This is a genomic window from Terriglobales bacterium, assembly GCA_035651995.1.
In the GTDB taxonomy this organism is placed as follows: Bacteria; Acidobacteriota; Terriglobia; order Terriglobales; family Acidobacteriaceae; genus DASRER01.
The window spans coordinates 99,248-123,615 of sequence record DASRER010000038.1 but is presented as its reverse complement, the minus strand read 5'-3'; the positions used below and the strand labels follow the sequence as shown (position 1 = coordinate 123,615).

The 24,368-nt window shown below is 64.7% G+C and carries 21 protein-coding genes; 14 read left to right on the top strand and 7 right to left on the bottom strand.

Going from position 1 to position 24,368, the window contains the following annotated elements:
• Positions 1-273 precede the first annotated feature (273 nt).
• Positions 274-1,200, bottom strand: coding sequence for a patatin-like phospholipase family protein (locus VFA60_13250; GenBank protein ID HZQ92755.1), 927 nt, complete (start codon positions 1,198-1,200; stop codon positions 274-276).
• Positions 1,201-1,397: 197 nt separating this feature from the next.
• Between VFA60_13250 and VFA60_13245 the strand changes: the two genes are divergently transcribed.
• From VFA60_13245 to VFA60_13220, 6 genes are all read left to right on the top strand, one after another.
• The gene (locus VFA60_13245) at positions 1,398-1,868 is read left to right on the top strand and encodes an NUDIX domain-containing protein (GenBank protein ID HZQ92754.1); all 471 of its coding nucleotides are present in this window, start codon (positions 1,398-1,400) and stop codon (positions 1,866-1,868) included.
• 86 nt (positions 1,869-1,954) lie between these two features.
• Positions 1,955-2,650: a VIT1/CCC1 transporter family protein gene (locus tag VFA60_13240; protein ID HZQ92753.1), complete on the top strand. Its 696-nt coding sequence runs from the start codon at positions 1,955-1,957 to the stop codon at positions 2,648-2,650.
• A 618-nt stretch (positions 2,651-3,268) separates the two neighbouring features.
• Positions 3,269-5,674, top strand: a complete 2,406-nt coding sequence (locus VFA60_13235; protein ID HZQ92752.1) for a 3-hydroxyacyl-CoA dehydrogenase NAD-binding domain-containing protein — start codon at positions 3,269-3,271, stop codon at positions 5,672-5,674.
• Positions 5,675-5,970: 296 nt separating this feature from the next.
• A complete protein-coding gene (locus VFA60_13230) occupies positions 5,971-7,149 on the top strand; it encodes a thiolase family protein (GenBank protein HZQ92751.1) in 1,179 nt (392 codons plus the stop codon).
• 42 nt (positions 7,150-7,191) lie between these two features.
• Complete coding sequence (locus tag VFA60_13225; GenBank protein ID HZQ92750.1) at positions 7,192-7,608, top strand: GxxExxY protein; 417 nt, start codon at positions 7,192-7,194, stop codon at positions 7,606-7,608.
• Between the two features lie 18 nt (positions 7,609-7,626).
• On the top strand, positions 7,627-9,426 hold the full coding sequence (locus tag VFA60_13220; GenBank protein ID HZQ92749.1) for an acyl-CoA dehydrogenase family protein: 1,800 nt from the start codon (positions 7,627-7,629) through the stop codon (positions 9,424-9,426).
• 50 nt (positions 9,427-9,476) lie between these two features.
• Here the strand turns inward: VFA60_13220 and VFA60_13215 are convergent, their stop codons facing one another.
• The 4 genes from VFA60_13215 to VFA60_13200 all read right to left on the bottom strand — a co-directional run bounded on the left by VFA60_13215 (position 9,477) and on the right by VFA60_13200 (position 14,232).
• Positions 9,477-9,881, bottom strand: coding sequence for an RNA-binding S4 domain-containing protein (locus tag VFA60_13215; GenBank protein ID HZQ92748.1), 405 nt, complete (start codon positions 9,879-9,881; stop codon positions 9,477-9,479).
• A gap of 715 nt (positions 9,882-10,596) precedes the next feature.
• Positions 10,597-11,982: an ATP-binding protein gene (locus VFA60_13210; protein HZQ92747.1), complete on the bottom strand. Its 1,386-nt coding sequence runs from the start codon at positions 11,980-11,982 to the stop codon at positions 10,597-10,599.
• 121 nt (positions 11,983-12,103) lie between these two features.
• Positions 12,104-13,774: an FAD-dependent oxidoreductase gene (locus tag VFA60_13205; protein ID HZQ92746.1), complete on the bottom strand. Its 1,671-nt coding sequence runs from the start codon at positions 13,772-13,774 to the stop codon at positions 12,104-12,106.
• Between the two features lie 176 nt (positions 13,775-13,950).
• On the bottom strand, positions 13,951-14,232 hold the full coding sequence (locus tag VFA60_13200; GenBank protein ID HZQ92745.1) for a hypothetical protein: 282 nt from the start codon (positions 14,230-14,232) through the stop codon (positions 13,951-13,953).
• A gap of 159 nt (positions 14,233-14,391) precedes the next feature.
• Between VFA60_13200 and VFA60_13195 the strand changes: the two genes are divergently transcribed.
• Positions 14,392-14,745, top strand: a complete 354-nt coding sequence (locus VFA60_13195; protein HZQ92744.1) for a hypothetical protein — start codon at positions 14,392-14,394, stop codon at positions 14,743-14,745.
• Positions 14,746-14,908: 163 nt separating this feature from the next.
• Positions 14,909-16,492 (top strand): methylmalonyl-CoA mutase family protein, encoded by a 1,584-nt coding sequence (locus VFA60_13190; protein ID HZQ92743.1) that lies wholly within the window; start codon positions 14,909-14,911, stop codon positions 16,490-16,492.
• Positions 16,493-16,580: 88 nt separating this feature from the next.
• Here VFA60_13190 and VFA60_13185 read toward each other — a convergent pair whose 3' ends face one another.
• Positions 16,581-16,748, bottom strand: coding sequence for a hypothetical protein (locus VFA60_13185; GenBank protein HZQ92742.1), 168 nt, complete (start codon positions 16,746-16,748; stop codon positions 16,581-16,583).
• A 188-nt stretch (positions 16,749-16,936) separates the two neighbouring features.
• Between VFA60_13185 and gcvT the strand changes: the two genes are divergently transcribed.
• The 4 genes from gcvT (at position 16,937) to gcvPB (ending at position 21,628) form a co-directional block, all read left to right on the top strand.
• Positions 16,937-18,091: a glycine cleavage system aminomethyltransferase GcvT gene (gene gcvT, locus VFA60_13180; GenBank protein HZQ92741.1), complete on the top strand. Its 1,155-nt coding sequence runs from the start codon at positions 16,937-16,939 to the stop codon at positions 18,089-18,091.
• Positions 18,092-18,103: 12 nt separating this feature from the next.
• Positions 18,104-18,490, top strand: a complete 387-nt coding sequence (gene gcvH, locus VFA60_13175) for a glycine cleavage system protein GcvH (GenBank protein ID HZQ92740.1) — start codon at positions 18,104-18,106, stop codon at positions 18,488-18,490.
• Positions 18,491-18,674: 184 nt separating this feature from the next.
• On the top strand, positions 18,675-20,039 hold the full coding sequence (gene gcvPA / locus VFA60_13170) for an aminomethyl-transferring glycine dehydrogenase subunit GcvPA (protein HZQ92739.1): 1,365 nt from the start codon (positions 18,675-18,677) through the stop codon (positions 20,037-20,039).
• A 68-nt stretch (positions 20,040-20,107) separates the two neighbouring features.
• Positions 20,108-21,628 carry an aminomethyl-transferring glycine dehydrogenase subunit GcvPB gene (gene gcvPB, locus VFA60_13165; protein HZQ92738.1) on the top strand — a complete coding sequence of 507 codons (1,521 nt, stop codon included), beginning with the start codon at positions 20,108-20,110 and terminating at the stop codon, positions 21,626-21,628.
• 488 nt (positions 21,629-22,116) lie between these two features.
• Here the strand turns inward: gcvPB and VFA60_13160 are convergent, their stop codons facing one another.
• Positions 22,117-22,650 carry a DUF2911 domain-containing protein gene (locus tag VFA60_13160; protein HZQ92737.1) on the bottom strand — a complete coding sequence of 178 codons (534 nt, stop codon included), beginning with the start codon at positions 22,648-22,650 and terminating at the stop codon, positions 22,117-22,119.
• 194 nt (positions 22,651-22,844) lie between these two features.
• Here VFA60_13160 and VFA60_13155 point away from each other — a divergent pair, with 194 nt between their 5' ends.
• Positions 22,845-23,120 (top strand): hypothetical protein, encoded by a 276-nt coding sequence (locus VFA60_13155; protein HZQ92736.1) that lies wholly within the window; start codon positions 22,845-22,847, stop codon positions 23,118-23,120.
• Positions 23,121-23,219: 99 nt separating this feature from the next.
• Positions 23,220-24,086: a glucose 1-dehydrogenase gene (locus VFA60_13150; protein HZQ92735.1), complete on the top strand. Its 867-nt coding sequence runs from the start codon at positions 23,220-23,222 to the stop codon at positions 24,084-24,086.
• Positions 24,087-24,368: the final 282 nt, after the last annotated feature.

Here is a 24,368-nt window from a genome sequence, read left to right as displayed (position 1 = left end):
CTCCGGCCCGCTTGGGGCGGGCCTCCGCTCAGCATGACGCTCTGAAGGGGTTGCAGAACGTAGAGACATAGCTTGCTACGTCGCCTGTGTGGGTATTGTCGTCATCCTGAGCGAGCGCGAAGCGCGAGTCGAAGGATCCCTACTTCGACCCAGCAGCCGAGGTCGAGTAGGGATGCTTCGACTCCGGCCCGCTGGGGCGGGCCTCCGCTCAGCATGACTTCAAGTTTGGAGGGAGACTCCGAAGCTTTCGGGGGCGAAGGGCGTGGTCGCGCCCTACCCCACCGCCGGCTCAACCCTCGGCGCCGTCCTCGGCCGCGCGGGAGCAACAGCAACCGCCGGTTCCGCGATCCACTGCCTGATCTGCGGCAGCGCCGCCCGCGCCGCCGCTTCGCCGGCCAGGATCATCTCCGGCGCGCGCTCGAAGGCGTCGTAAGGAATTCCGTCCACGTTGGGCTCCAGCACCACGTCGCTGGCTGCGCGCCACACCCCGCTCATTTTTTCCTGCGCGATGGAGAAGCATTGCCCGATCACGTCGAACACATGCCGCGGCCCGCGCAGGTTCACCCAGTGCGCGCTCAGGTGGATTCCGATCACGCGGTCGGCGCCCATCTCGCGCAGGGGCGCGCTCGGTACCGGATGCGCCAGCAGCCCATCCACTAGCAGCCGTCCGTTTATGTTCACCGGCAGGAACATACCCGGATAGGCGCAGCTGGCGCGTATCGCGTCCACCAGCGGGCCGGAGCGGAACACCACCGCGTCGCCGGTCACGAAGTCGGTCGCGGCCACCGCCAGCGGCAGCCGCAGCTCTTCGAACGTCTTCACGCGGACCAGTTTGTGCAGGAAGATCGACATGCGATCGTTGGAGCAGAAGCCGAAGCGCGACACCGTCCAGCGCGCGAAGTCTTTGAAGCGCACCAAGTGCGCGACCTCGAGCATCTCTTGGACGGAAACCCCGCTGGCGTACATGGCGCCCAGCACCGCGCCCACGCTGGTGCCGGCAACATAATCGATGGGAATTTGCTCGTCTTCCAGGACCTTCATCACGCCCAGGTGGGCGAGTCCACGCGCGAATCCGCCACCCAGCGCCACGCCCACGCGCGGACGCTGCCATGGCGCAGTCGCCGGCGCCAGCACCGGAGGACGCTTCAGGTTCTCCGCGAAAACGTGCAGCGATCGTGCCAGCCGGGCGAGTTTGCTCATAAAGCTCTGCCCTTAGTTCGATGCAACCAGCAGCAACAATGATGCGCCCTGGCGCGCCAGAATTGCTGGTTGCGCGGCCATCTGGCCATTACTTTGGATACGCCGCCTGATTACCCTGCGCCGTGGTTTTCCGCCGGGCCTTGCACCCATGCCGCGCCCGGGGGCAGACTGGCCTCCCCGTTCTGACGATCAAGACCATGGCGCGCGAATTCTCAGCCGGTGGTGTTGTGCTGCGCCGCTTTCGCGGCAAGTGGCAGCTGGCCGCCATCGAGCCGCGCCGCGACGCCGCGAACGCCAGCCAGCCGCGCGTCCTCGCCCTGCCCAAGGGCATCGTCGATCCCGGCGAGCGCCCGCAACAGACCGCGCTGCGCGAGGTCCGCGAAGAAACCGGCCTCGACGCCGAACTGGTGGGCAAGCTGGGCGACGTCAAGTACGTCTACCGCCGCACGTGGGGCGACGGCCAACGCGTCTTCAAGATCGTCACCTTCTATCTATTCCTCTACCGCGACGGGAAACTGGGCAACATCTCTGACGAGATGCGGCACGAAGTCGCCGCTGCCGAGTGGATCCCGCTCGACGACGCGTCAAGACTCCTGAGCTATCGCGGCGAGCGCGACATGGCGAAGAACGCCATCGAGTACGTGCGGGCCCATCCGGAATTGAGGTAGCGAACATCCACCACCGGGACACAGGGTCACAGAGGGTTGCCAAGCGGCAACTCTTCTCTGTGCCTCTGTGATAGCTTCTTCCCGCCATGCCCGCCACACCGCACGTCGAGCGTCATTTCACCGGCAGCCAGGTGGTTCGCGACATCGTCATCGGCATGTCTGACGGACTCACCGTCCCCTTCGCGCTCGCCGCCGGACTGAGCGGCGCGATGGTCGCCAACCGCACCATCGTTATCGCCGGTCTGGCCGAGATCGCCGCCGGCTCCATCGCCATGGGTCTCGGCGGATACTTGGCAGCGCGCAGCGACGCCGAGCACTACGTTCGTGAGCGACGCCGCGAGCAGTACGAAGTGCGCGAGCGCAGGGCCGACGAAGTCCGCGAGACGCAGGAAATCTTTGAGGGCTACGGGCTCACGCCCGAGGAAATTCATCCCATCGTGCGCGCGCTGGAAAAGCGCCACGAAGACTGGGTGGACTTCATGATGCGCTTCGAACTCGGCCTCGAGCGCCCCGACCCCAAGCGCGCCGTCGTGAGCGCGGCCACGATTGCCGGTTCCTACGTCGCCGGCGGCATCATTCCCCTCTCGCCCTACACCGTGATGCACGACGTGCACGCCGCCCTGTTCACCTCCAGCGGCGTCACCGCTCTCGCGCTCGCGACGTTCGGATTTCTGAAGGGACGCGTCAGCCAGACCGGCTCGCTGCGCGGCGCCTGGCAGACGCTGCTCGTCGGCGGCCTCGCCGCCGGCGCCGCCTTCTTCCTGGCGAGGCTCTTCTCGTAGTCGCCCTTGCGCTCCGGTGAAAACGATGTGCGCGCCGACTCTCGCGCGTGGCTGCGACGCCGCGCGCCACGGCGGTCGGTTTGGGTCCTTCCATCCTTCGTAACGCAACCCTTCAGAGCGTCATGTGAGCGGAGGCCCGCCCCAGCGGGCCGGAGTCGAAGCATCCCTGCTCGACCTCGGCTGCTGGGTCGAAGTAGGGATCCTTCGACTCGCGCTTCGCGCTCGCTCAGGATGACGACAATACCCACACAGGAGACTAGCAAGCTATGTCTCTACGTTCTGCAGCCCCTTCAGAGCGTCATGCTGAGCCGAGGCCCGCCCCAAGCGGGCCGGAGTCGAAGCATCCCTGCTCGACCTCGGCTGCTGGGTCGAAGTAGGGATCCTTCGACTCGACCGTCGCGGCGGGCTTGCTCAAGATAGTTGACTGAATGAGCATTCATTCAATACACTCTTCCCAATTACTACCGGCGCGCGGCGTGCCATCCTCACCCCACATCAATACGCTGCGCGCCCTTCATTCCGGCCAGCCGTTGAGGAGTCGCGCGCCCGGGAGGCGGACCAATGACCGACCTCGGCTCTGCCACCGCCACACGGCGAAGCCCGTTACAATCTGCCGCTGTGAAGCGCATTCATAAGGTCGCAGTCCTCGGCGCCGGCACCATGGGCGCACGCATCGCCGCCCACATGGCCAACGCCGGCGTGCCCACGCTGCTGCTTGATATCGTTCCGGCCAACGCTGACGCGAAGTCCCGCAACCAGATCGCCGCCGCCGGCCTCGACGCCGCCCGCAAGTCCAAGCCCGCGGCGTTTTTCGATCCTTCGCTCGCCCGCCTGGTCCGCGTCGGCAACTTCGAAGACGACCTCGCCCAGCTTTCCGGCGTGGACTGGATCATCGAAGCCGTCGTCGAGAATCTCGACCTCAAGCGCGGCTTGCTGCGCAAAGTCGAGGCCGTGCGCAAGCCGGGCACGATCGTCACCACCAACACCAGCGGGCTTCCTGTAGCGAAGATCGCGGAGGGTTTTTCCGACGACTTCCGCCGCCACTGGTTCGGCACGCACTTCTTCAATCCGCCGCGCTACATGCGGTTGCTCGAGCTGGTTCCCACGCCCGATTCCGACCGCGCCGCCCTCGAGGCCGTCGCGCGCTTCTGCGACGTCGAGCTGGGCAAGGGCATCGTCACCGCCAAGGACACGCCCAACTTCATCGGCAACCGCATCGGCACCTTCAGCGTGCTCAACGTGATGCGCCTCATGCAGGAGCTCGACCTCACCATCGAAGAGGTCGACGCGCTCACCGGCCCCGCCGTCGGCTGGCCGCGCTCCGCGACTTTCCGCACCATCGACCTTGTCGGCCTCGACGTCCTTGTCTCCGTCGTCAAGAACCTCACCCAGAACGCGCGCGACGAGCGCAGCGATTTGAAAGTCCCTGACTTCGTCCAGGAGATGCTCAACCGCAAGTGGCTGGGCGACAAAACCGGGGTCGGCTTCTACAAGCGGGTGAAGGGTGCGCCCGAAGGCCAGGACCGCCTTGCGCTCGACTGGAAGACGCTCGAGTACCGCCCGCGCCAGAAGCCGAAATTCGCCCTGCTCGACATGGCGAAGAACGTCGAGAACCCCGCCGAGCGCCTGAAGATGCTGCTCGCGACCGGCAAGGGCAAAGAATCAGCCTTTCTCTGGTCCGCGCTCGCCGACCTCTGGACCTACGCCGCCAACCGCATTCCGGAAATTTCCGACACCGTCGTCGAGATTGACCGCGCCATGCGCCTCGGCTTCAACTGGGAGCTCGGCCCGTTCGAGCTCTGGGACGCCGCCGGCGTCTCCGCCACCGTCACGCGCATGCGCGCCGAAGGACGTCCCGTCGCCGAAAACGCTGAGATCCTCCTCGGCGCCAGCCAGCAGAGCTGGTACGAGCCCGCGCCAAGCGCCCCCAGCGGCCGGACGTTTTTTGACCTCGCAAGCCTCACCCGCAAGCCGGTTTCCGCGCCCGACGGCGTGTGGTCGGTCGCGATCGCGAAGCAATCCGGAACGAAGGTCGTCCGCAAGAACGCCGGCGCATCGCTGGTGGACCTCGGCGACGGCGTCGCCTGCCTCGAATTTCATTCCAAGATGAACGCGCTCGGCGGCGACATCATTCAGCTCGTCACCCAGTCGCTCAAGCCCGGCGGCCCCGGCGACGCCTTCGACGCGTTCGTCATCACCAACGACGCTGCCAACTTCTCCGTCGGCGCCAACGTCATGCTGCTGCTCATGTCCGTGCAGGAAGAAGACTGGGACGAAGTGGACATGATGGTCCGCAGCTTCCAGGGCATGACGCAGGCCATCAAGTTCTCGCCCAAGCCGGTCGTCGTGGCGCCCTTCGGCATGGCGCTGGGCGGCGGCTGCGAAATCAGCCTGCACGGCGCCGCGCGCCAGCCGCACGCCGAGCTCTACATGGGACTGGTCGAAGCCGGTGTCGGGCTGCTGCCCGGAGGCGGCGGCTGCAAGGAGATGCTGCTGCGCGCGCTCGACAGCGCCGCGCAAGTCCGCCGCGACGGCAAGTCCGAATCCGTTGAGCAGTTCGAAGCCCTGCGCCGGGTGTTTGAAACCATTGCGATGGCCAAGGTCTCAACGTCCGCATCCGAAGCCCGCTCGCTCGGCTTCCTCTCCGGCGCCGACCGCGTCACCATGAACCGCGAGCGCCTGCTCTCCGACGCCAAGGCCCGCGCGCTCGAACTCGCCCGCGCCGGCTATGAGCCTCCGCAGCCGCGCACCGACATCCCCGCGCCCGGCGAAAGCGTGCTCGCAACCATGAAGCTGGGAATCCATCTAATGAGGCAGGGCGAATTCATCAGCGACCACGAGGTCAAGATCGCGACCAGGATTGCCGAAGCGCTCTGCGGCGGCGCCGTCTCGCCCGGCACGCCCGTGAGCGAGCAGTACATCCTTGACCTCGAGCGCGAGGCGTTCAAATCGCTCTGCGGCGAGCGCAAAACGCAGGAACGCATTCAGTACACGTTGAAGACGGGGAAGACGCTGAGGAACTAGAGCATGGTCAGAGGCCGGCAATCTCAGCCTTGTTGGTTGGCGTTGCCGTAACCGTGGTTGGACTCGCGCTATGGGAATTGTTTCCAGGCAGCGGCTACTGACGCCTGGCCTTCTTGCCGCTTACATGGCGACCGGTGGTATTCACAGTGCCACATTTTCGCGAACTCCGTTTCCAATATTCATTGCTGCGAGGGCGCTTGCAAATGTGCTCCTGTGGGCCGCTGCAGCTCGTATCATTTGTTCGTGTTCGGGTCCAAGCCAAAAGCTAACAGCTAAGAGCCAACAGCAGGTGTCGTATGCGTGACGTAGTCATCGCCAGTTCCGTTCGCACACCGGTCGGCAAAGCATTCAAGGGCACGCTGCGCGCCACGCGTCCCGACGACCTTGCGGCCATCGCCATCAAGGGCGCGCTCGAGCGCGTGCCGCAGCTCGAGCCGCGCGAGATCGAAGACGTGATCCTCGGCTGCGCCATGCCCGAGGGCGAGCAGGGAATGAATGTGGCCCGCATCGCCTCGCTGCGCGCCGGATTGCCGATCGAAGTCTCGGCCATGACCATCAACCGCTTCTGCTCCTCGGGGCTGCAATCCATCGCGCTCGCCGCCGAGCGCATCGGTTCGGGCGGCGCGGAAGTCATCGTCGCCGGCGGCACCGAGAGCATGTCCATGGTGCCGATGAGCGGCAACAAGTTCTCCGCCAATCCGTGGCTGGTGGCCAACTATCCCGACTCGTATCTCTCCATGGGCCTCACCGCCGAGCGCGTTGCCAGGCGGCTGGGCATCACGCGCGACCAGGCCGACGAATTCTCCCTGCGCAGCCACCAGAAGGCCGTCGCGGCCATCGCCGCCGGCAAGTTCGACGACGAGCTCGTTCCCGTGCCGGTCAGCTTCACCACGCCGAACGGCGGCAAGCCCAAGCGCACCGAGATCGTCTTCAAGATGGACGAAGGCCCGCGCGCCGACACTTCCATCCAGGCCCTCGCCGCGCTCAAGCCTGCCTTCCACGCCACAGGACAAGTCACCGCCGGCAATTCGTCACAAATGTCCGACGGCGCCGCCGCCGCGGTCGTCATGTCGGCTGACCGCGCGCAGCAGCTCGGCATCAAGCCCCTGGCGCGCTACGTCGCCTTCGCCACCGCGGGCTACAAGCCGGAAGAAATGGGACTCGGTCCGGTGTACGCCATCCCGAAAGCGCTCAAGCTCGCGGGCCTTAAGCTTGCCGACATCGACGTCATCGAGCTCAACGAAGCCTTCGCCGCGCAGGCGCTCGGCGTGATCAAGGAAGCGGGGCTCGATCCCGAGCGCGTGAACGTGAACGGCGGCGCGGTCGCGCTGGGCCATCCGCTGGGCTGCACCGGCGCGAAGCTGACGGCGACGATCCTGCGCGAACTCAAGCGCCGCAACGCGCGCTACGGCCTGGTCACGATGTGCATCGGCGGCGGCATGGGCGCCGCTGGTATTTTTGAGAATATGCAATAGGCAAACCGCAGAGGACGCCGAGGACGCAGAGGATAGAGAACGTTGGAGCTCAATCAGATCAGCGGCGTTGTGATCGACGCAGCCAGGAAGGTCCATTCCGCGCTTGGCCCAGATCTGCTGGAACATATTTATCGCGCATGCCTTGCTTATGAGTTGCGGCAACGCGGCCTCAAGGTTCAGGAAGAAGTAGCTGCTCCGATTGTCTACGGCTCCATGAAGCCCGACGGGGCTTACAGAATGGATTTGGCGGTGGAAGACTCAGTTATCGTCGAGCTCAAAGCGATCGAAAAGCTCGCGCCGATTCACAAGGTTCAATTGCTTTCATATCTGCGGCTTTCCGGTAAGACACTGGGTCTCATTCTCAATTTCAACGTTGTTCACCTACGCGAAGGAATCTGGCGCGTGGTGAACCAATTTGAACCAGCATCCTCTGCGTCCTCCGCGTCCCCTGCGGTTTGACGTTTGTTTGGAGCGAACATGGCCACGGCAACGGCAGTCCCCAAGACGAAGCTTGCAGGCGGCAGCTTCCTCATCGAAGACCACAAGCCCGACGACGTGTTCACGCCCGAGGACTTCAACGAGCAGCACCAGCTCATCGCGCAGACCGCGGAAGAATTCGCCACCAACGAAATTCTTCCGGTGGTCGAGAAGATCGAGCGCAAGGAATTCGCCGTGACGCGCGAGCTGCTCAAGAAGGCCAGCGACCTCGGACTGACTTCCGTCGACGTCCCTGAAGCCTACGGCGGCGCCGACATGGACAAGGTCTCCTCCTGCATCATCGCCGACCGCATCGCCAAGTCGGGCAGCTTCAGCGTCAGTTTCGGCGGACACGTCGGCATCGGCACGCTGCCCATCGTGTACTTCGGCACCGAGGAGCAGAAGAAAAAGTACCTGCCCAGGCTCGCCTCGGGCGAAATGATCGGCGCCTACGCGCTCTCGGAATCTTCTTCCGGATCTGACGCGCTTAACTGCCGGGCGCGCGCCGAGCTGAGCGCCGACGGCAAGCACTACGTGCTGAACGGCGAGAAGATGTGGATCACCAACGCGTCGTTCGCCGACCTGTTCACCGTCTTTGCCAAAGTGGACGGCGAAAAGTTCACGGCCTTCCTGGTCGAAAAGTCGTTTCCCGGGTTCGCCGTCGGCGCCGAAGAGCACAAGATGGGCATTCGCGGCTCGTCCACATGTCCATTGATCCTGAACGACTGTAAGGTCCCGGCGGAAAATGTCCTGGGCGAAATCGGCAAAGGACACGTGATCGCCTTCAACATCCTCAACGTGGGCCGCTTCAAGCTGGGCGCGGCGTGCGTGGGCGGCGCGCGCAACTCGCTGGCGAATGCCATTGCCTATGCCAAACAGCGCAAGGCCTTCGGCAAGACCATCGCAGACTTCGGCCTCATCCGCGAAAAAATTGCCGAGATGGCGGTCGGCGTGTGGGCCGGCGAAGCCATGGTGTATCGCACCGTCGGCATGATGGACGCGGCGCTCGCCGAAGTCGACAAGTCCAGCCCCGAAGCCGCCAGGCAGGTTTGCAAGGCCATCGAGGAGTACGCCGTCGAGTGCTCCATGATCAAGGTCTGGGGCTCGGAGTTCCTCGACCGCGTGGTCGACGAGGTCGTGCAAATCTACGGCGGCTACGGCTTCGTCGAAGAGTATCCGGCCGAGCGCGCTTATCGCGATTCGCGCGTGAACCGCATCTTCGAGGGCACGAACGAAATCAACCGGCTCATCACCACCGGCTTTCTGCTCAAGCGCGCCATGACCGGGCAGCTCCCGCTCATGGCAGCCATCAAACGCATCATGGACGAAGTGATGGCCGGCCCGTCGCTGAGCGAAGACGACGGCGCGCCGCTCGCCGCCGCGCGCAAGATGGTCGCGGCCGCGAAGAAGATCGGACTGTTCGCCGCCGGCGCCGCCTCGCAGAAGTACATGACCGCGCTCGCCGACCAGCAGGAGATCCTGGCGGCGCTGGCCGACGTGCTCATCGAGGCGTACGCGATGGAGTCGTGCGTGCTGCGCGCGCAGAAACTCATGGCGCGCCAGGGCGAGGCGGCGGCCGCGCACGCCGCGAAGATGACGCAGGTCTATCTCGACGGCGCGATGGCGAAGATTGAGGCAGCCTCCAAGCGCGTCATCGCCGCCGTCGCCGAAGGCGACGTGCTGCGCACACAGCTCGCGATTCTGCGCCGCCTCGGCAAGCACGAGCCGGCCAACGTCATCGGCCTGCGCCAGGAGATCGCGTCGAAGGTGATTGACGCGGGCCGCTACGTGACGGCGTAGCCGTCGAAAAGAGAATCGCCTAAGGCGGAAAAAGCAGCAGCGGCGCGCCTTCAGCCCCTGCCGCGAAACTGAATCATCCTGCGGCGGTCGCGCTTCGACGGGCGGCCGGCGGGCAACTGCTCAAACTGCTGCATCGCCTTGCGCTCGGCGGCGAGCTTGGCGCGCAGCTGGCGGCTGGCTTCGGTCTCGCGGTAGAGCGTCTGCGCGAGGGAAGCGGGGCCGCGCACCGCGCTCAGCAGCAGCACCTCGACTTCGAACTCTCCGCTGTCGCTGGTGACGCGCAGCATGTCGCCAGCGCGGACCTCGCGCGCGGGCTTGGCCGGCTGGCCATTCGCCAGGACGCGCCCCAGTGCGCAGGCGCGCGCCGCCAGCGCCCGCGTCTTGAAGAAGCGCGCGGCCCAGAGCCACTTGTCGAGCCGGACGGAGTCCATGGTCTTGATTGAATATCGGGCCATCGGGGCATCGGGCCATTGGATCCGATGACCATGACCTGACATTCGGCGCGGCTTCTGATCCCGACGCCGGGGCTGAAGCCCCGCGGCCATTATGCCGCGGTGGTCCACCGGGCGCTCGTTCCACTCGCGTCCAGGGCTGAAGCCCTGGCCTACCGGGCCCGGTGCTTCCACCGATTCCCACGTTAGCGCCGAAAAGCGCGGCGCGAACCTGGGGCACCATCGAACGCCTTGTTCTCCCAGATGCGGGAGGACAAGGCAACTTGTTTTTCGGCGGCCGTGGGTATCCCCCCACCCCCTGGGGTGTTTAAGAATCATCACTGTAGCGAGAAATTCCCGCTGATACAGGCGATCTAAAGGAGTTAGAGGCAAATACGGGCGACACAAGGACTTAGCGCAAGGTTTGACCTCGTTTGATTGTCAAAGAGCGGTGGCCGGAGAAACTGAGGCGCGCTGCGCCGGTGAGACACAGCACGCCTTGCTTCCAGCTTAACAGTTTCGATGGGGAAAATGGGAAGGCGCGGAAAGAATTTAGTGTGAGTGTCTAGAGAGGGTTGCGCGAAATTTAAGTGCGAGTGGGGCTTGACAGGAATTTAGTGGTGGCCAGCTCCCACCTTTGCTCCGCAAAAGGCGCGGAGGAAAGGATGGGGCACCCGGCAGAAAGCGCGGAGGAAAGGATGGGGCACCCGGCCGACGAGGGCGTCTGCGCCGCACGGCCCTATTGAGCGCCCGCCACCGGCAGGCTCACGGTGAACCTGGTGTCTCCGGGCTTCGACGTCACGCTGACGCCGCCGCGGTGTTTGCGGACGATGCGCTGGACGGTGTCGAGGCCGAGGCCGGTGCCTTCGCCGACTGCTTTCGTGGTGAAAAACGGTTCGAAGATGCGCGAGAGGTTTTGCGGGGGGATGCCGGCGCCGTTGTCGCCGATCTCGACGAAGACGCACTTTTCGTCGCGCCAGGCGCGGATGCGGAGCTCGCCTTTGCCGGCCATGGCGGCGATGGCGTTGTCGATGAGGTTGGTCCAGACCTGGTTGAGTTCGCTGCCGAAGGAGTCGACCGAGAGACGGCCGTCTTTGGAATACTCGCGCTTCACGGTGACGCCCTTCTTGAGCTTGTGGTTCATGATGGTGAGCGTGGTCTCGATGCTCCTGACGATGTCCACGTTCTGCACCGGGGTCTGGTCCATGTAGGTGTAGTCCTTCATGGCGCGGACCAGTTCGGAGATGCGGCCGGTGGCGCTTTCGATTTCGCGGAGCAGGTCGGCCACTTGAGTCAGCGAAGCGATGCGGACGAGCGCGGCCTTGGCGGTGTCCGGGCCGAGCGAGGCGTAGAGCGATTCGAGCACCTCGGGCTTCACGTCGCGGCGGGCGAGGTCGCCGGCCATCTGCCAGAGTTCGTCGTGGCCGTGGCTGCGCAGGATGCAGTCAAGCTCGTCTTCCAGCGCGCTCATGGAGAGCGGATCGGGCGGCGGCGGCTCGCTCTGCATGAGCGTGTTCTCCAGGTTCTCGATCTGGCACTTCTGCTCCTGGGTGAGTTCGCGGCGGCCGAGTTCGTGGCTCACGTTGCGGATGCGGAAGAGCATCTCGCGAAGCTGCGAGGCGGCGCGCGTGGCCGCAGAAGCGGGGTTGTTCAGTTCGTGGGCGAGGCCGGCGGAGAGCTTGCCGAGTCCGACGAGGCGGTCGCGCTGCTGCTCCATGCGCGTGAACTCGCGGATGCGGTCGGACATGATGTTGACCAGGCGCTGGGTGAGCAGGGGCGAGCGCTGCGTGAGCTCGGGAAAGAGGGCGGAGGGGAACTCCAGGACGCGGGTCGGGACCAGGGCGCGGCCGGTCACGACCGATTGCTGCAGGCGCGAGAAGGGGAGCGCGCCGCTGATCTGGCCGGTGCCGAAGCCGATCGACATGAGTTCGCCGCCAATATCGCCGCGGGCCTCCACCTGGCCGTTGAGGATGACGATCATGTGGTCAATGGGCTCGCCCGGACGCCAGTAAACTTCACCGGCGGCGAAGGTGCGCTCGCGCGCGCTGGCGAGGAACCAGTCGAGCACGTCGTCGGGGAGATCGTTGAAGGCGGGAACGCTGCGGAGTTCGTCTTTGGTGACCATGTTCACTCAAGTTTCGAGTTTCAAGTTTCGAGTTTCAGTTTCACCAGGCCCGACCCTGAGGGGATGTTCCAATCAAGTCCGGCCACTCGAAACTGGAAACTGGATGCTCGAACTGCTCCATTCACACCTTGCTCAGGTACTGATGGATGAATTGCACGGCAACCGAGCCTTCGCCTACGCCTGAGGCCACGCGCTTGACCGAGCCGTGGCGCACGTCGCCGACGGCGAACATGCCGGGAACGTTGGTCTCGAGCAGATAGGGATCGCGGTCGAGCGTCCAGCCCTTGGGGCGGTCGCCGGAGCGAAGCAGATCGGGCCCGGTGAGGATGAAGCCGCGGTCGTCTCTTTCCACGACGCCTTGAAGCCAATCGGTGCGCGGCAGAGCGCCGATGAAGATGAACATGGCGTTGGCGGGCACGCGCTCGACCTTGTTGCTGTCGGAGCAGAGCACCGAAATTTCTTCCAGGCGCGTCTCGCCGTGGACCTGCTGGACGCTGGCATGGGTCCAGAGCTGGATTTTGGGCTCGCTCTTCACCTGGTCGATCAGGTACTGCGACATGGTGGCGGCCAGCGAGGGGCCGCGCACCAGCATGACGACGCGCTCGGCGTACTTGGCGAAGTTGAGCGCGGCCTGTCCGGCGGAGTTGGCGCCGCCGATGACGTAGACGATTTCGTCCTTGCAGGAGATGGCTTCGGTGGCGCCGCCGCCGTAGTACACGCCCGCGCCCTGCAGGCGATCGACGCCGGGCGCGTCGAGGCGGCGCCACTGGACGCCGGCGGCGATCATGAGCGCGTGGCAGGAGATCTCGCTGCCGTCGGCGAGCCTGATGAAGCGATAGGGGTCTTCGACGCGCACGCCGACCGCTTCCTGGGGGGAGAGGATTTCGACGCCGAAGCGCTCGGCCTGGACGACGGCGCGGCGCGCCAGGTCGGCGCCGCTGAGTCCGACGGGGAAGCCGAGATAGTTTTCGATGCGCGCGCTCATGCCGGCCTGTCCGCCGGGCGCTTCGCGCTCGATCATCACCGTTTTGAGGCCCTCGGAGGCGCCGTAAACGGCGGCCGCAAGGCCGGCGGGTCCGCCGCCAACGATGGCCAGGTCGTAGAAGCTGGTTTGCGCGCGGGTGCGCAGGCCGACTTTCTCGGCAATGGCGGCGGGAAGCGTTTCGAGCAGCCTGGTGCCGTCAGGAAAGAGCACGACCGGGAGCTCGGACGCCTCCGGACCGAGGGAGTTGAGGAGCTGGCGTGTTTCCGGATCGTTGGCGGAGGTCTCAACGTCGATCCACTGGTAGGGAACGCGGTTGCGGGCGAGAAACTCGCGCAGCTCATAACATCGCGGCGACCAGCGGGTGCCGAGCACGCGGATGCCCTCAAAGCTCGGCGGAGAGGAGGCCTTCCAGTCATCGAGCATGTCGTCGAGCTGCGGATACAGGTGCAGCGCCGGCGGGTCCCACGGCTTCATGAAAAAGTAGTTGATGTTGGCTTCGTTGATGGCGCTGATGGCCGCGGTGGTGTCGGCGTAGGCGGTGAGCAGGGCGCGCTTGGCCTCGGGATAAATCTGGCGCGCCTGCTGGAGGAAGCCGACGCCGTCCATCATGGGCATGCGCTGGTCGGCGAGCAGGAGGGCCACGCGGTCGTTGCGGAGTTTGAGCTGGCGCAGCAGGTTGAGCGCGCTTTCCGGGGAGTCGCTGCTGATGACGCGGTAGTCGCGGCCGTATTGCGAGCGGAGATCGCGCTCGATGGCGCGCAGCACGTCTGAATCGTCATCAACGCTTAACAGAATCGGTTTCGCCATTCTCGCTCTCTGGGGGTCTGGGGAAACAGTTGATTGTAGAAGGCCGGCTGTTGGAATGCCTGGCTTAGATGCAGCAGAGTGATGATGGTCGCAAAAACCTGCCGACGCGCCGTTGGACTGAACTGAAAAAGGAGCAGCTCGCGGCTGCTCCTCACGATAGTTGGGTTGCGGCGCGGTTATTCGCCGTCGAGCTTGATGCGCAGCGACTTGAGGAATTTCAGGTCCTGGGCGTTGACCTTGAACTCGGGATTGCCGCCGCGGGTGGCGCTGGCCACGGCCGCGGGCGCCTGCTGCTCGTCGCGCTTGTTGAAGCCGATGGTGGCTTCAAGGACGAGGAAGACGTCGTATCCGCCGGCCTTGATCCTGGAGATGACTTCGGCAATCTGTTCCGATTCAGAGAGCGACTCGTTGATGGCCTCTCCCAGTTCCTTCATGAGCTGCTTCAGCTGCTGGTTCACGGTGTGCTCCCCCTACTGCCGGACAGGCACGGCCCAGATTCGACCCTGGAATTCCGTCATTCTATAAGGCCGAACGCTGCTTCGCTATACCAATTGGATGCGGTTGCGCGGCGACGAGTTTCGCGGGAAGGAGCGGAAAGCGGGGTTTACAATCAGCACGTGACCGAACCCTCCGAGGCCTCGAACGCGGCAAAATGGGGCATGCGAGCGGCAGCCCTGGCGCGGGTGGCGGGAAGGACGCGCCAGGGGCGAATCGTGGCGGCGCTTGCCTCAGGCGCGCAGGCCACGCTCGTGGCGGTGAGCCGCGCGCTGCAGGTCCTCTGGCTGGAGGTGACCGGGTTCGTGTTCGCGGTGTTCGCCGTGGTCGGCGGCTTCGCCGCCTGGCGCGAGTACCAGGCGTGGACGGCGGGCCGCATGGGGCCGGGACGCGCGCTGCTGGCGCTGGGCTTCACGGGGATGTTCGGCTGGTTTGCGGTGAGTTCGTTCTGGAGGTCGAGGAAGACGCGTCGTTAGTCGTTGGTCGTTCGCAACAACGCAATGAGCGCCTGGCAAGCAGCATTTGGCCGTCAACGGGATCGGTGCATGGGCCAAACGCCACGCGCCAAACGCCAAGCGCCAGGCGCTGAGAGCCGGGCGCCGATTCTTCATGGCTGAGAAAACCAGGAACGCGGAAGCGATGGCGGCGCCGGAGGCCGGGGCGGGCGAGGCGACGCGTCCTCTATATACGCCTGCTGATCTGGCGGAATGGGACTACGAGCGCGATGTTGGGTATCCGGGAGAGTATCCGTTCACGCGCGGCATTCAGGCGACGATGTATCGCGGGCGGCTGTGGACCATGCGGCAGTACGCCGGCATGGGCGACGCCGAGGAGTCGAACAAGCGGTACAAGTACCTGCTGGGGCACGGCACCATGGGCCTGAGCGTGGCCTTCGATCTGCCGACGCAGATCGGCATGGACTCGGACCACGCGATGGCGGCGGGAGAAGTGGGCAAGGTGGGCGTGGCGATTGACTCCATCGAAGACATGCAGAGGCTGTTCGACGGCATCGACCTGGAGAAGATCTCCACCTCGATGACGATCAACGCGACGGCGGCGATCCTGCTGGCGCTGTACGTGGCGGTGGCGAAGCGGGCGGGCGCGAATGTCCGCAAGCTGTCGGGCACGGTGCAGAACGACATCCTGAAGGAGTACATCGCGCGCGGGACCTATATCTATCCGCCGCGGCAGGCGATGCGGATCGTGACCGACATTTTCGCGTACGCGAACCGCGAGGCGCCGGAGTGGAACACGATCTCGATTTCCGGCTACCACATGCGCGAGGCAGGGTCGACCGCCGTGCAGGAAGTGGCGTTCACGCTGGCCAACGGCATGACGTATGTGCAGGCGGCGATGGAGGCGGGGCTCGACGTGGATGCGTTCGCGCCGCGTCTGAGCTTTTTCTTCAACTGCCACAACAATTTTTTCGAAGAAGTGGCCAAGTTCCGCGCGGCGCGCCGGCTGTGGGCGCGCATCATGCGCGAGCGGTTCCGGGCGAAGAGTCCGCGGTCGTGGATGCTGCGCTTCCACACGCAGACGGCGGGCTCGACGCTGACGGCGCAGCAGCCGGAGAACAACATTGTCCGGACGGCGCTGCAGGCGATGGCGGCGGTGCTGGGCGGCACGCAGTCGCTGCACACCAACAGCTACGACGAGGCGCTGTCGCTGCCGACCGAGCAGGCGGCGCGGGTGGCGCTGCGCACGCAGCAGATCGTGGCGTATGAGTCGGGCGCACCGAACACGGTGGACCCGCTGGCGGGGTCGTACTACGTCGAGTCGCTGACCGGCGAGGTGGAGCGCGGAGCGCAGGAGTACCTGGACAAGATCGAGGCGATGGGCGGGATGCTGAAGGCGATCGAGCGCGGGTATGTGCAGGCCGAGATCCAGAACGCCGCCTACGAGTATCAGCAGAAGATCGACCGGCTGGAGCAGGTGGTGGTCGGCGTGAACCGATTTACGCTGGAGGACGAGAAGGCGATCCCGATCCAGCGCATTGACGAAGACCTGGAGCGGCGGCAGGTTGAGCGCGTGCGGGCGCTGCGCGCGCGCCGGGATGCCAAGGCGTGGTCGGCGGCGCTGGCGGGCGTGGAAGACGCGGCGAGGTCGGGCGAGAACCTGATGCCGCGCATCATTGCGGCGGTGGAAGCGTATGCCACGGTCGGCGAGATCAGCGATGCGCTGAGGAAGGTGTTTGGGGAGTATCAGGAGACGGTGGTCGTCTGATTGAGCAGCCGGGGCGAAGTTTCCGAGTTGCAGGTTTCGAGTTTCAAAATCGCGCGGGAACGTGAAACGGGAAACTCGAAACTGATTGTCAGACCTGGGCCTGGAAGTCGCAGGCCTCGCGGCATTCGAGGCAATAGTAGTTGCCGTCCTGGACGAGGCGGACCTGGTGCTCGCCCTGGCAGAGGCAGCAGTACTTGTCGCATTTGCACTTGTCTTCGGTCTCGTCGCACTGCAGGCAGATGAACGGGTCGGCCATGCGCGGAACTCTAGCAGGTTCGAGTTTCGAGGGAAACGGCCTTTAGCACTTAGCAATTAGCATTTGGCCGTCGAGGTCCGTGCTGAAGGGCCAAATGCCAAATGCCAAGTGCTAACTGCGGTTTTTCCGCGTTTGACCGCTGAAAAAAGCGCGTGATACCGTAACAGGTCCTTCTTGTTTTTCTGTTCATGTCTGTCGAAGCCACGCAATCCGCCCTGCGCAAGACCGCGCTGAACGCGTTGCATCGCGCGATGGGCGCCAAGATGGTGGACTTCGGCGGATGGGACATGCCGGTCGAGTATCCGGCGTTTGAAGGCCGTCCGGCGGGGCTGATCAACGAGCACATGGCGGTGCGCACGGGTGTGGGACTGTTCGACGTCTCGCACATGGGCGATTTGCGGATTGCAGGGCCGCAGGCGCTCGGGGCGGTGCAGCACGCCACGATGAATGACGCGGGGCTGCTGGTGGACGGCAAGGCGCAATACTCGGCGATGCTGTATCCGCAGGGCACGTTCGTGGACGACGTGATCGTGCACAAGGTGCGCGACAACGATTACCTGATCGTGATCAACGCCGGCACGCGCGAGAAGGACTTCCACTGGGCGCGCGAGGCGGTGCGCGGCTTCGACGCGCGCGTAACCGACGAGGGCGACAAGTACACGCAGCTCGCCATCCAGGGGCCGAAGGCGGAAGCGACGCTGCAAAAGCTGACGGACGCGCCGCTGGCGTCACTGAAGCCGTACACGTTCACGTTCGGCACGGTGTGCGGGATCGCGGAGGTGATGATTGCGCGCACCGGCTACACGGGCGAAGACGGATTCGAGATCTACATCCCGTCCGATCCCGAAACGAGCGCGATGGTATGGAAGAAAGCGCTGGAGGCGGGGCGCGAGTTCGGCATCCTGCCGTGCGGGCTGGGCGCGCGCAACACGCTGCGCCTGGAAGCGCGGCTGCCGCTCTACGGACACGAGATTTCCGAGGAGATCAACGTGTGGGAAGCGGGGCTGGACCGCTTCTGCAAGCTGGAGAAGGCGGAGTTCATCGGGAAAGATTCACTGGTCAAGGCGCGCGAACCGGGACTGAAGCGGAAGCTGGTGGGGCTGGAGATGACCGAGCGGGGGATCGCGCGGGACGGGTATCCGGTGCTCGATTCTTCAGGGAATCGCGTTGGTCATGTTACGAGCGGTTCACATTCCCCTTATTTAAAGAAAAACATTGCCCTGGCCTATGTGCCGCCGCAGCTTTCCGAGATCGGATCGGACGTTAAGGTCGAGATTCGCGGCATTGCGGTCTGCGCCAAGGTTGTTCCCACGCCGTTTTACAAAAAGCCAAAGAAGGCATAAGCGAGGACGCAGATGGCGTCGTATCCGGCGAAGTACAAGTACACGAAAGAACACGAGTGGGTCGAGACGGCCGGCGACACGGGCACGATCGGCATCACCGACTACGCCCAGCATTCGCTGGGCGACATTGTGTTCGTCGAGCTGCCGAAGGTCGGCGCCGAGGTGACGGCGGGCAAGAGCTTCGGCACGGTGGAGTCGGTGAAGGCGGTGTCGGAGCTGTACGCGCCGGTGTCGGGCACGGTGACGGCGGTGAACGAGGCGCTGGCCACGTCGCCGGAGAAGATCAACTCCGATGCGCACGGCGCGTGGATGATCAAGGTCGCGCTGAAAGATCCGAAAGAGGCCGACGGGTTGCTGAGCGCGGCGGATTACGAGAAGTTTGTGGCGGAAGAGAAGTAGTGGTGGTCCGCCACTGGGCACTCAGCACTTAGCATTTGGCCGTGGAAGGTCGTGATGGTCCGGCCGTTCACCCGCTCAAGCCCAAAGAGGGCTTGAGCGGGGCACGCGGGGGGCTTTGTTCCGCGCGGCAAGGGCCCCGAGGGTGAAATGCCAAGCGCTAAGTGCCAATTGCGAATTGAGGCGAATGCGTTATCTACCCAAGAGTCCTGCTGAACGCGCCGAGATGCTGCGCGAGATCGGCTGCGGCACAATCGAAGAGCTGTTTGCGCCGATTCCGGCCGAGTATCGGCTGAAGCGCGACCTCAAGGTCCCGCGTTCGATGGCCGAGTCGGAGATCGTGGAGTGGTTCCGGCAGCGCTCGCAGGAGAACGCGCTGGGCTACGCCAGTTTTCTCGGCGCAGGCGCGTACAACCACTACCGGCCGGTGGTGATTGACGCGCTGGTGTCGCGCGGCGAGTTCTTCACCGCCTATACGCCCTACCAGGCGGAGATCGCGCAGGGAACGCTGCAGGCGATCTTCGAATTCCAGACGATGATCTGCGAGCTGACCGGCATGGAGGTGGCGAACGCTTCCATGTACGACGGCTCAACCGCGGCGGCCGAAGCGGTGATGATGGCGGTGCGCGTGACCGGGCGCAGCTCGGCGGTGGTGGCGCGCAGCGTGCATCCGGAGTATCGCGAGGTGCTGGGCACGTACGCGAAGCACCAGGGCATGCCGTGGCGCGAGGCCGGCTTCGGCGCCGACGGTCGCGTGGACGCGAAGAAGCTGGCGGCGGCGATCACCGACGACACGGCGTGCGTGCTGATCCAGTCGCCGAACTTCTTCGGAACCATCGAGGACGTGGCGGCGCTGGCTGAGCTGGCGCACAGCCGCGGCGCGCTGCTGATCGTGGCGATCGCCGAAGCGGTGTCGCTGGGGATCGTGAAGCCGCCGGCGGAAGCCGACATTGTGAGCATGGAAGCGCAGTCGTTCGGCGTGCCGCTCGGTTTTGGCGGTCCGTATGCGGGCGTGATCGCGACCAAAGAGAAATTCGTGCGGCAGATGCCGGGGCGGCTGGTGGGTGAGACGCGCGACAAGCAGGGGCGGCGCGGGTTCGTGCTCACGCTCTCAACACGCGAACAGCACATACGGCGCGAGAAGGCGACGAGCAACATCTGCACCAACCAGGCGCTGGTGGCGCTGATGGCGACCATTTTCATGACGGTGTACGGGCGCGAGGGGCTCAAGGAGCTGGCGAAGCAGAACCTGGCGAAAGCGCACTACGCGGCCGGCGAGTTCAGAAAGCGCGCGGAGGTGCTGTTTGGCGGCGCGCCTCGGTTCAACGAATTCGTTGTCGTGACGGATGAAGATCCCAAGGCGCTCAATGAGCGGCTGGTGCGCGAGAAGATCATCGGCGGATTTCCGCTGCGGAAGTTCTATCCGGAGCTGGGCAACGCGGCGCTGTGGTGCTGCACGGAGATGACGGCGCGCGAGGCGATTGACCGGGCGGCGGGCGCGGCCGGGAAAGCGCGACGGCTGGCGGAGAGGCCGCAGGAAGTTGGGCGCTGAGCCGCCGAAAGTCAAAGTCAAAGTCAAAGTCAAAGTCAACAGCGGGACACAAAGGACACGAAGGCGGAATGGCTGATCGGATCAAGAAAGCGCGGCCGCACGTCACGCAGAACGAAGGGCTGATCTTCGAGAAGTCGTCGCCGGGAAAAGCGGCGTGGAAGCTGCCTCCGCTGGATGTGCCGGAGATCGACGCGGCGGAGGTGCTGGGCGCGGCGGCGCGCGCCGACCTGGGCGTGATGCCGGAAGTGAGCGAGATCGAGATCATCCGGCACTTCACGCGCATTTCGACCTGGAACTACGGCGTGGACACGGGGCTGTATCCGCTGGGGTCGTGCACGATGAAGTACAACGCGCGCGTAAATGAGACGGCGGCGCGGATGGACGGCCTGGCGGGCGCGCATCCTTATCAGCCGGAGCAGCTTTCGCAGGGCGCGATGCGGGTGCTGAAGGTGCTCAGTGACGCGCTGCTCGACATTACCGGCATGGACGCGATCACGCTCCAGCCGGCGGCGGGCGCGCACGGCGAGCTGACCGGCATCCTGCTGGCGCGCGCCTACCTGGAGTCAAAAGGAAATCCGCGAAAGAAGATCCTGATTCCCGACTCGGCGCACGGCACGAATCCCGCGACGGCGGCGATTGCCGGCTACGCGGTCGAAAATCTCAAGTCAAATGCGCAGGGCATGGTGGACGTGGCGGCGCTGGCGGCGCAGATGAATGAAGATGTGGCCGCGCTGATGCTGACAAATCCGAACACGCTGGGCGTGTTCGAGCAGGAGATCCACAAGATTGCCGACCTGATGCATGCCAAGGGCGGGCTGCTGTACATGGACGGCGCGAACATGAACGCGCTGGTGGGCAAGACGCGTCCCGGAGACTTCGGCGTGGACGTGATGCACCTGAACCTGCACAAGACGTTTTCCACGCCGCATGGCGGCGGCGGGCCGGGGTCGGGCCCGGTGGCTTGCAAGAGCATCCTGGAGCCGTTCCTGCCGGTGCCGGTCGTGGTCGAGAAACCGGACGGCGCTTTGGGTTTTGACTATGAGCGTCCGCGGGCGATCGGCCGGGTGCGAGCGTTCTACGGAAACTTCGGCATGCACGTGCGCGCGCTGGCGTACATCATGGCGAATGGGCCGGAGGGACTGCGGCAGACGACCGAAGACGCGGTGCTCAACGCCAACTATCTGCGCAAGAAACTGGAAGACGTATATGACCTGCCGTATCGCACGCCGTCGATGCACGAAGTGGTGTTCAGCGACCGCAATCAGACGCGGCACGGCGTGAAGACGGGCGACATCGCCAAGCGGCTGATCGACTACGGATTCCATTCCTACACGGTGTCGTTCCCGCTGATCGTGCCGGGCGCGCTGATGGTGGAGCCGACCGAGAGCGAGTCGAAGGAAGAGCTGGACCAGTTCGTGGAGGCGATGCGCTCCATCGCCGAAGAAGCCGAGCACGAGCCCGACACCATCCTGACGTCGCCGCATACGACGCGCGTCTCGCGGCTGGACGAGGTGATGGCGGCGCGGAAGCCGGTGCTGCGGTGGAAGAAAAGCCAGGCCTTCAACGCGCAGGACGCAGAGGGGCGCTGAGGGCGCAGAACGGCAAACTACTTCATTCCAATCCAGCTGCTGCCGAGCGATCTCCTTCCAGTCCATTCACAACGCGGTCAATGCCGCGCCGCAGGTGAACGGTGTTGAAGTTGATCAGAAGGCCCAGCTTCTTTCCGCTCAGCCGCAAATAGGAGAGAAGCCGGGCCTTGTGAATTGGAAGCACAGCCTCGAGGGACTTGAGTTCAACGACGGCCCGATCTTCGACGACCAGATCGAGCCGATAAGCGACAGTCGAGCACAAGTCCGTCGTCGCGCAGTTTGACTGGGACCTGCGACGAGCAACGCAAGCCTTTACGAGTCAACTCGTGTACGAGGCACGCTTCGCAAGCGCTCTCCAACAGACCGGGGCCGAGTGCCGAGTGCACGGGCATGGCGCACTCGATGATCGTGCCGCTGATCGGATTGATTTGCATTCCTCAGCGCTCCTCTGCGTGCCCCAGCGTCCTCAGCGTTCAAGCCCCGGGACGCTACTTCGCCTTCACGTCCACGCTGGCCTGCGTCTTTTCCCATGCCAGTTTGAGGGCCGCCTCGGTGTCGCTCTTTTTGTCGAATGAAATCGTGAACGGGTCCACGGTGCTGGTGAGCGTTTCGACTTTCATCGGGATGCGGGCGAAGTCGTCCTGCTGGCCGGGATAGGGAATGCCCCACTCGCCGGTCTTCCTGCTGATGATGAGCGTCCACTTGTCCTGCTCGGGCAACGTGAAGAGCGTGTAGCTGCCGGCGGGGACATCCTTGCCGCCAACCGTTACGGGCGCTTCGGTGACGAAGGTGGTGGCTTCGTTGGCGCCGGTGCGCCAGACATCGCCGTAGGGCACCAGGCCACCCATGATCTTGCGCGGCTGGCCGGTGCGCGGGTCGTTGATCCTGGGACGGCTGTAGTTGATGGTGATCTTCTTGCCTTTGAGCGTGGTCTCGGCTGTTCCCGGCGGGCTGGGGCGCTGCTGGGCGAAGGTGGTGGCGGCGAGGGCGAGAAGGGCGAGTGAAACGGTGAGCTTGGGCATAGTGTTCCTTTCTCCTGGGAGACGCAGCAAGCTACGTCTCGACGAATGAATTGGGACGCAGCGAGCTGCGTCTCTAACTTGGGAACCGAGACGCAGCAAGCTACGTCTCGACGAGCGAGTTGCCGCAGGCGCGCGCGGCGGCGCAGGTAGAACCCGACATTATCGGGGAAAGTGGCGCGGCGTACAATCGCGCGATGAGCGTTTTCGACGACCGCCAGGAAGAGCTGGAGCGTTACGAGTTCATGATGGGGCCGGAGCGGGGGCGGCTGGCGGTGAGTCTCGACCTGCTTACCGACGCGCTGGCGTTCGCAGGGCAACACGGCGTCTATTGCCAGAGCGCGCGGCAGCCGGGCAAGCCGGCGATGGACGTGCAGATCATCATGCAGAACATCACCGGGGCGAAGGAGCTGATCGCCAGCGTGATGGAAGAGTTGCGCCAGCAGCGGGAGGAGCGTCGCAGAACTGAATGATGCGGGCGATTCGGTGCAGGCTACGGCTTGAAAACGGGGCGGGCAGCAGACGCAGGTCCCTCGCTACGGCCCGGACGCAATCTCAATGGAGTCAGGTTCATGAAATCCATCCAGCAGCTTTTTGATCTGAGCGGTAAGACCGCAATTGTGACCGGCGCGTCGTACGGCCTGGGGGTGACGTTTGCCGAAGCGCTGGCCATGCAGGGCGCGAACGTGGCGGCGGCGGCGCGCAGCGTGGACAAGCTGAAGGCGCTGGCGGCGAAGCTGGGCGACGCAAAGTCGCTGGCGGTGGCGTGCGACGTGAGCGAGGCGGCGCAGGTGGCGGCGCTGTTCGAGCGCGTGGTGAATAGGTTTGGCCGCGTGGACATCGTGGTGAACAACGCCGGGATCAACGACGGATTCGTGCCGGAACGCGTGACGCCCGAGGTCTTCGAGCAGACGGTGCGCGTGAACCTGCTGGGTGTGTGGAACTGCTGCTACTACGCGGCGCAGGGGATGCTGCGCGATGGCAAGGGTGGGTCCATCGTGAATATCGCGTCCATCGCGGGGTTGGGCGGTCTGGGGCAGTTTCCGCCGGCGTATCAGGCGACGAAGGGCGCGGTCATCAACCTGACGCGGAACCTGGCGGCGAGCTGGGGCGACCGTGGCGTGCGCGTGAACGCCATCGCGCCGGGATGGTTCCCGAGCGAGATGACGGCGGGCGTATTCGGCGTGACGGTGTTCCGCGAGTGGGTGAGGAAGTCGGCGCCGATGGGGCGCACCGGCGAGCCGGACGAACTGGTGGCGCCGCTGCTGTTCCTGGCGTCGGATGCCTCGAGCTTTGTGACCGGGACGACGCTGGTGGTGGATGGCGGGCTGAGCGCCACATGGGGCGACGTGCCGGAGCAAGGGCTGGAGACGCTGGCGCAGGCAGGTTATGGCGACCTGGCGCGGAAGATCAGGCCGGGAGCGGCGGCGGTGAAATAAGCACTCGGCGTTCAGCACTCAGCCCGTGAGACCGATTGCCGGATTGCCGAACTGCGGAATTACGGGCGTTCGTGGCAGAGATTCCCTGGGTCATCTGGGCGCCTCCATCGGTCGCGGGGTCCTTCGACTTCGCCCGCCGCGGCGGGCTTCGCTCAGGATGACTCGGTGAAGATTCTTGCCCATCACGTGCAGGGACTGAATGCTGACGGCCGATTGCTGAGTGCTTGGTTTTCGTGTGCTAACATTTTTGGTTTGGGCCGCGGCCGGTGAAACCTTCCGTGC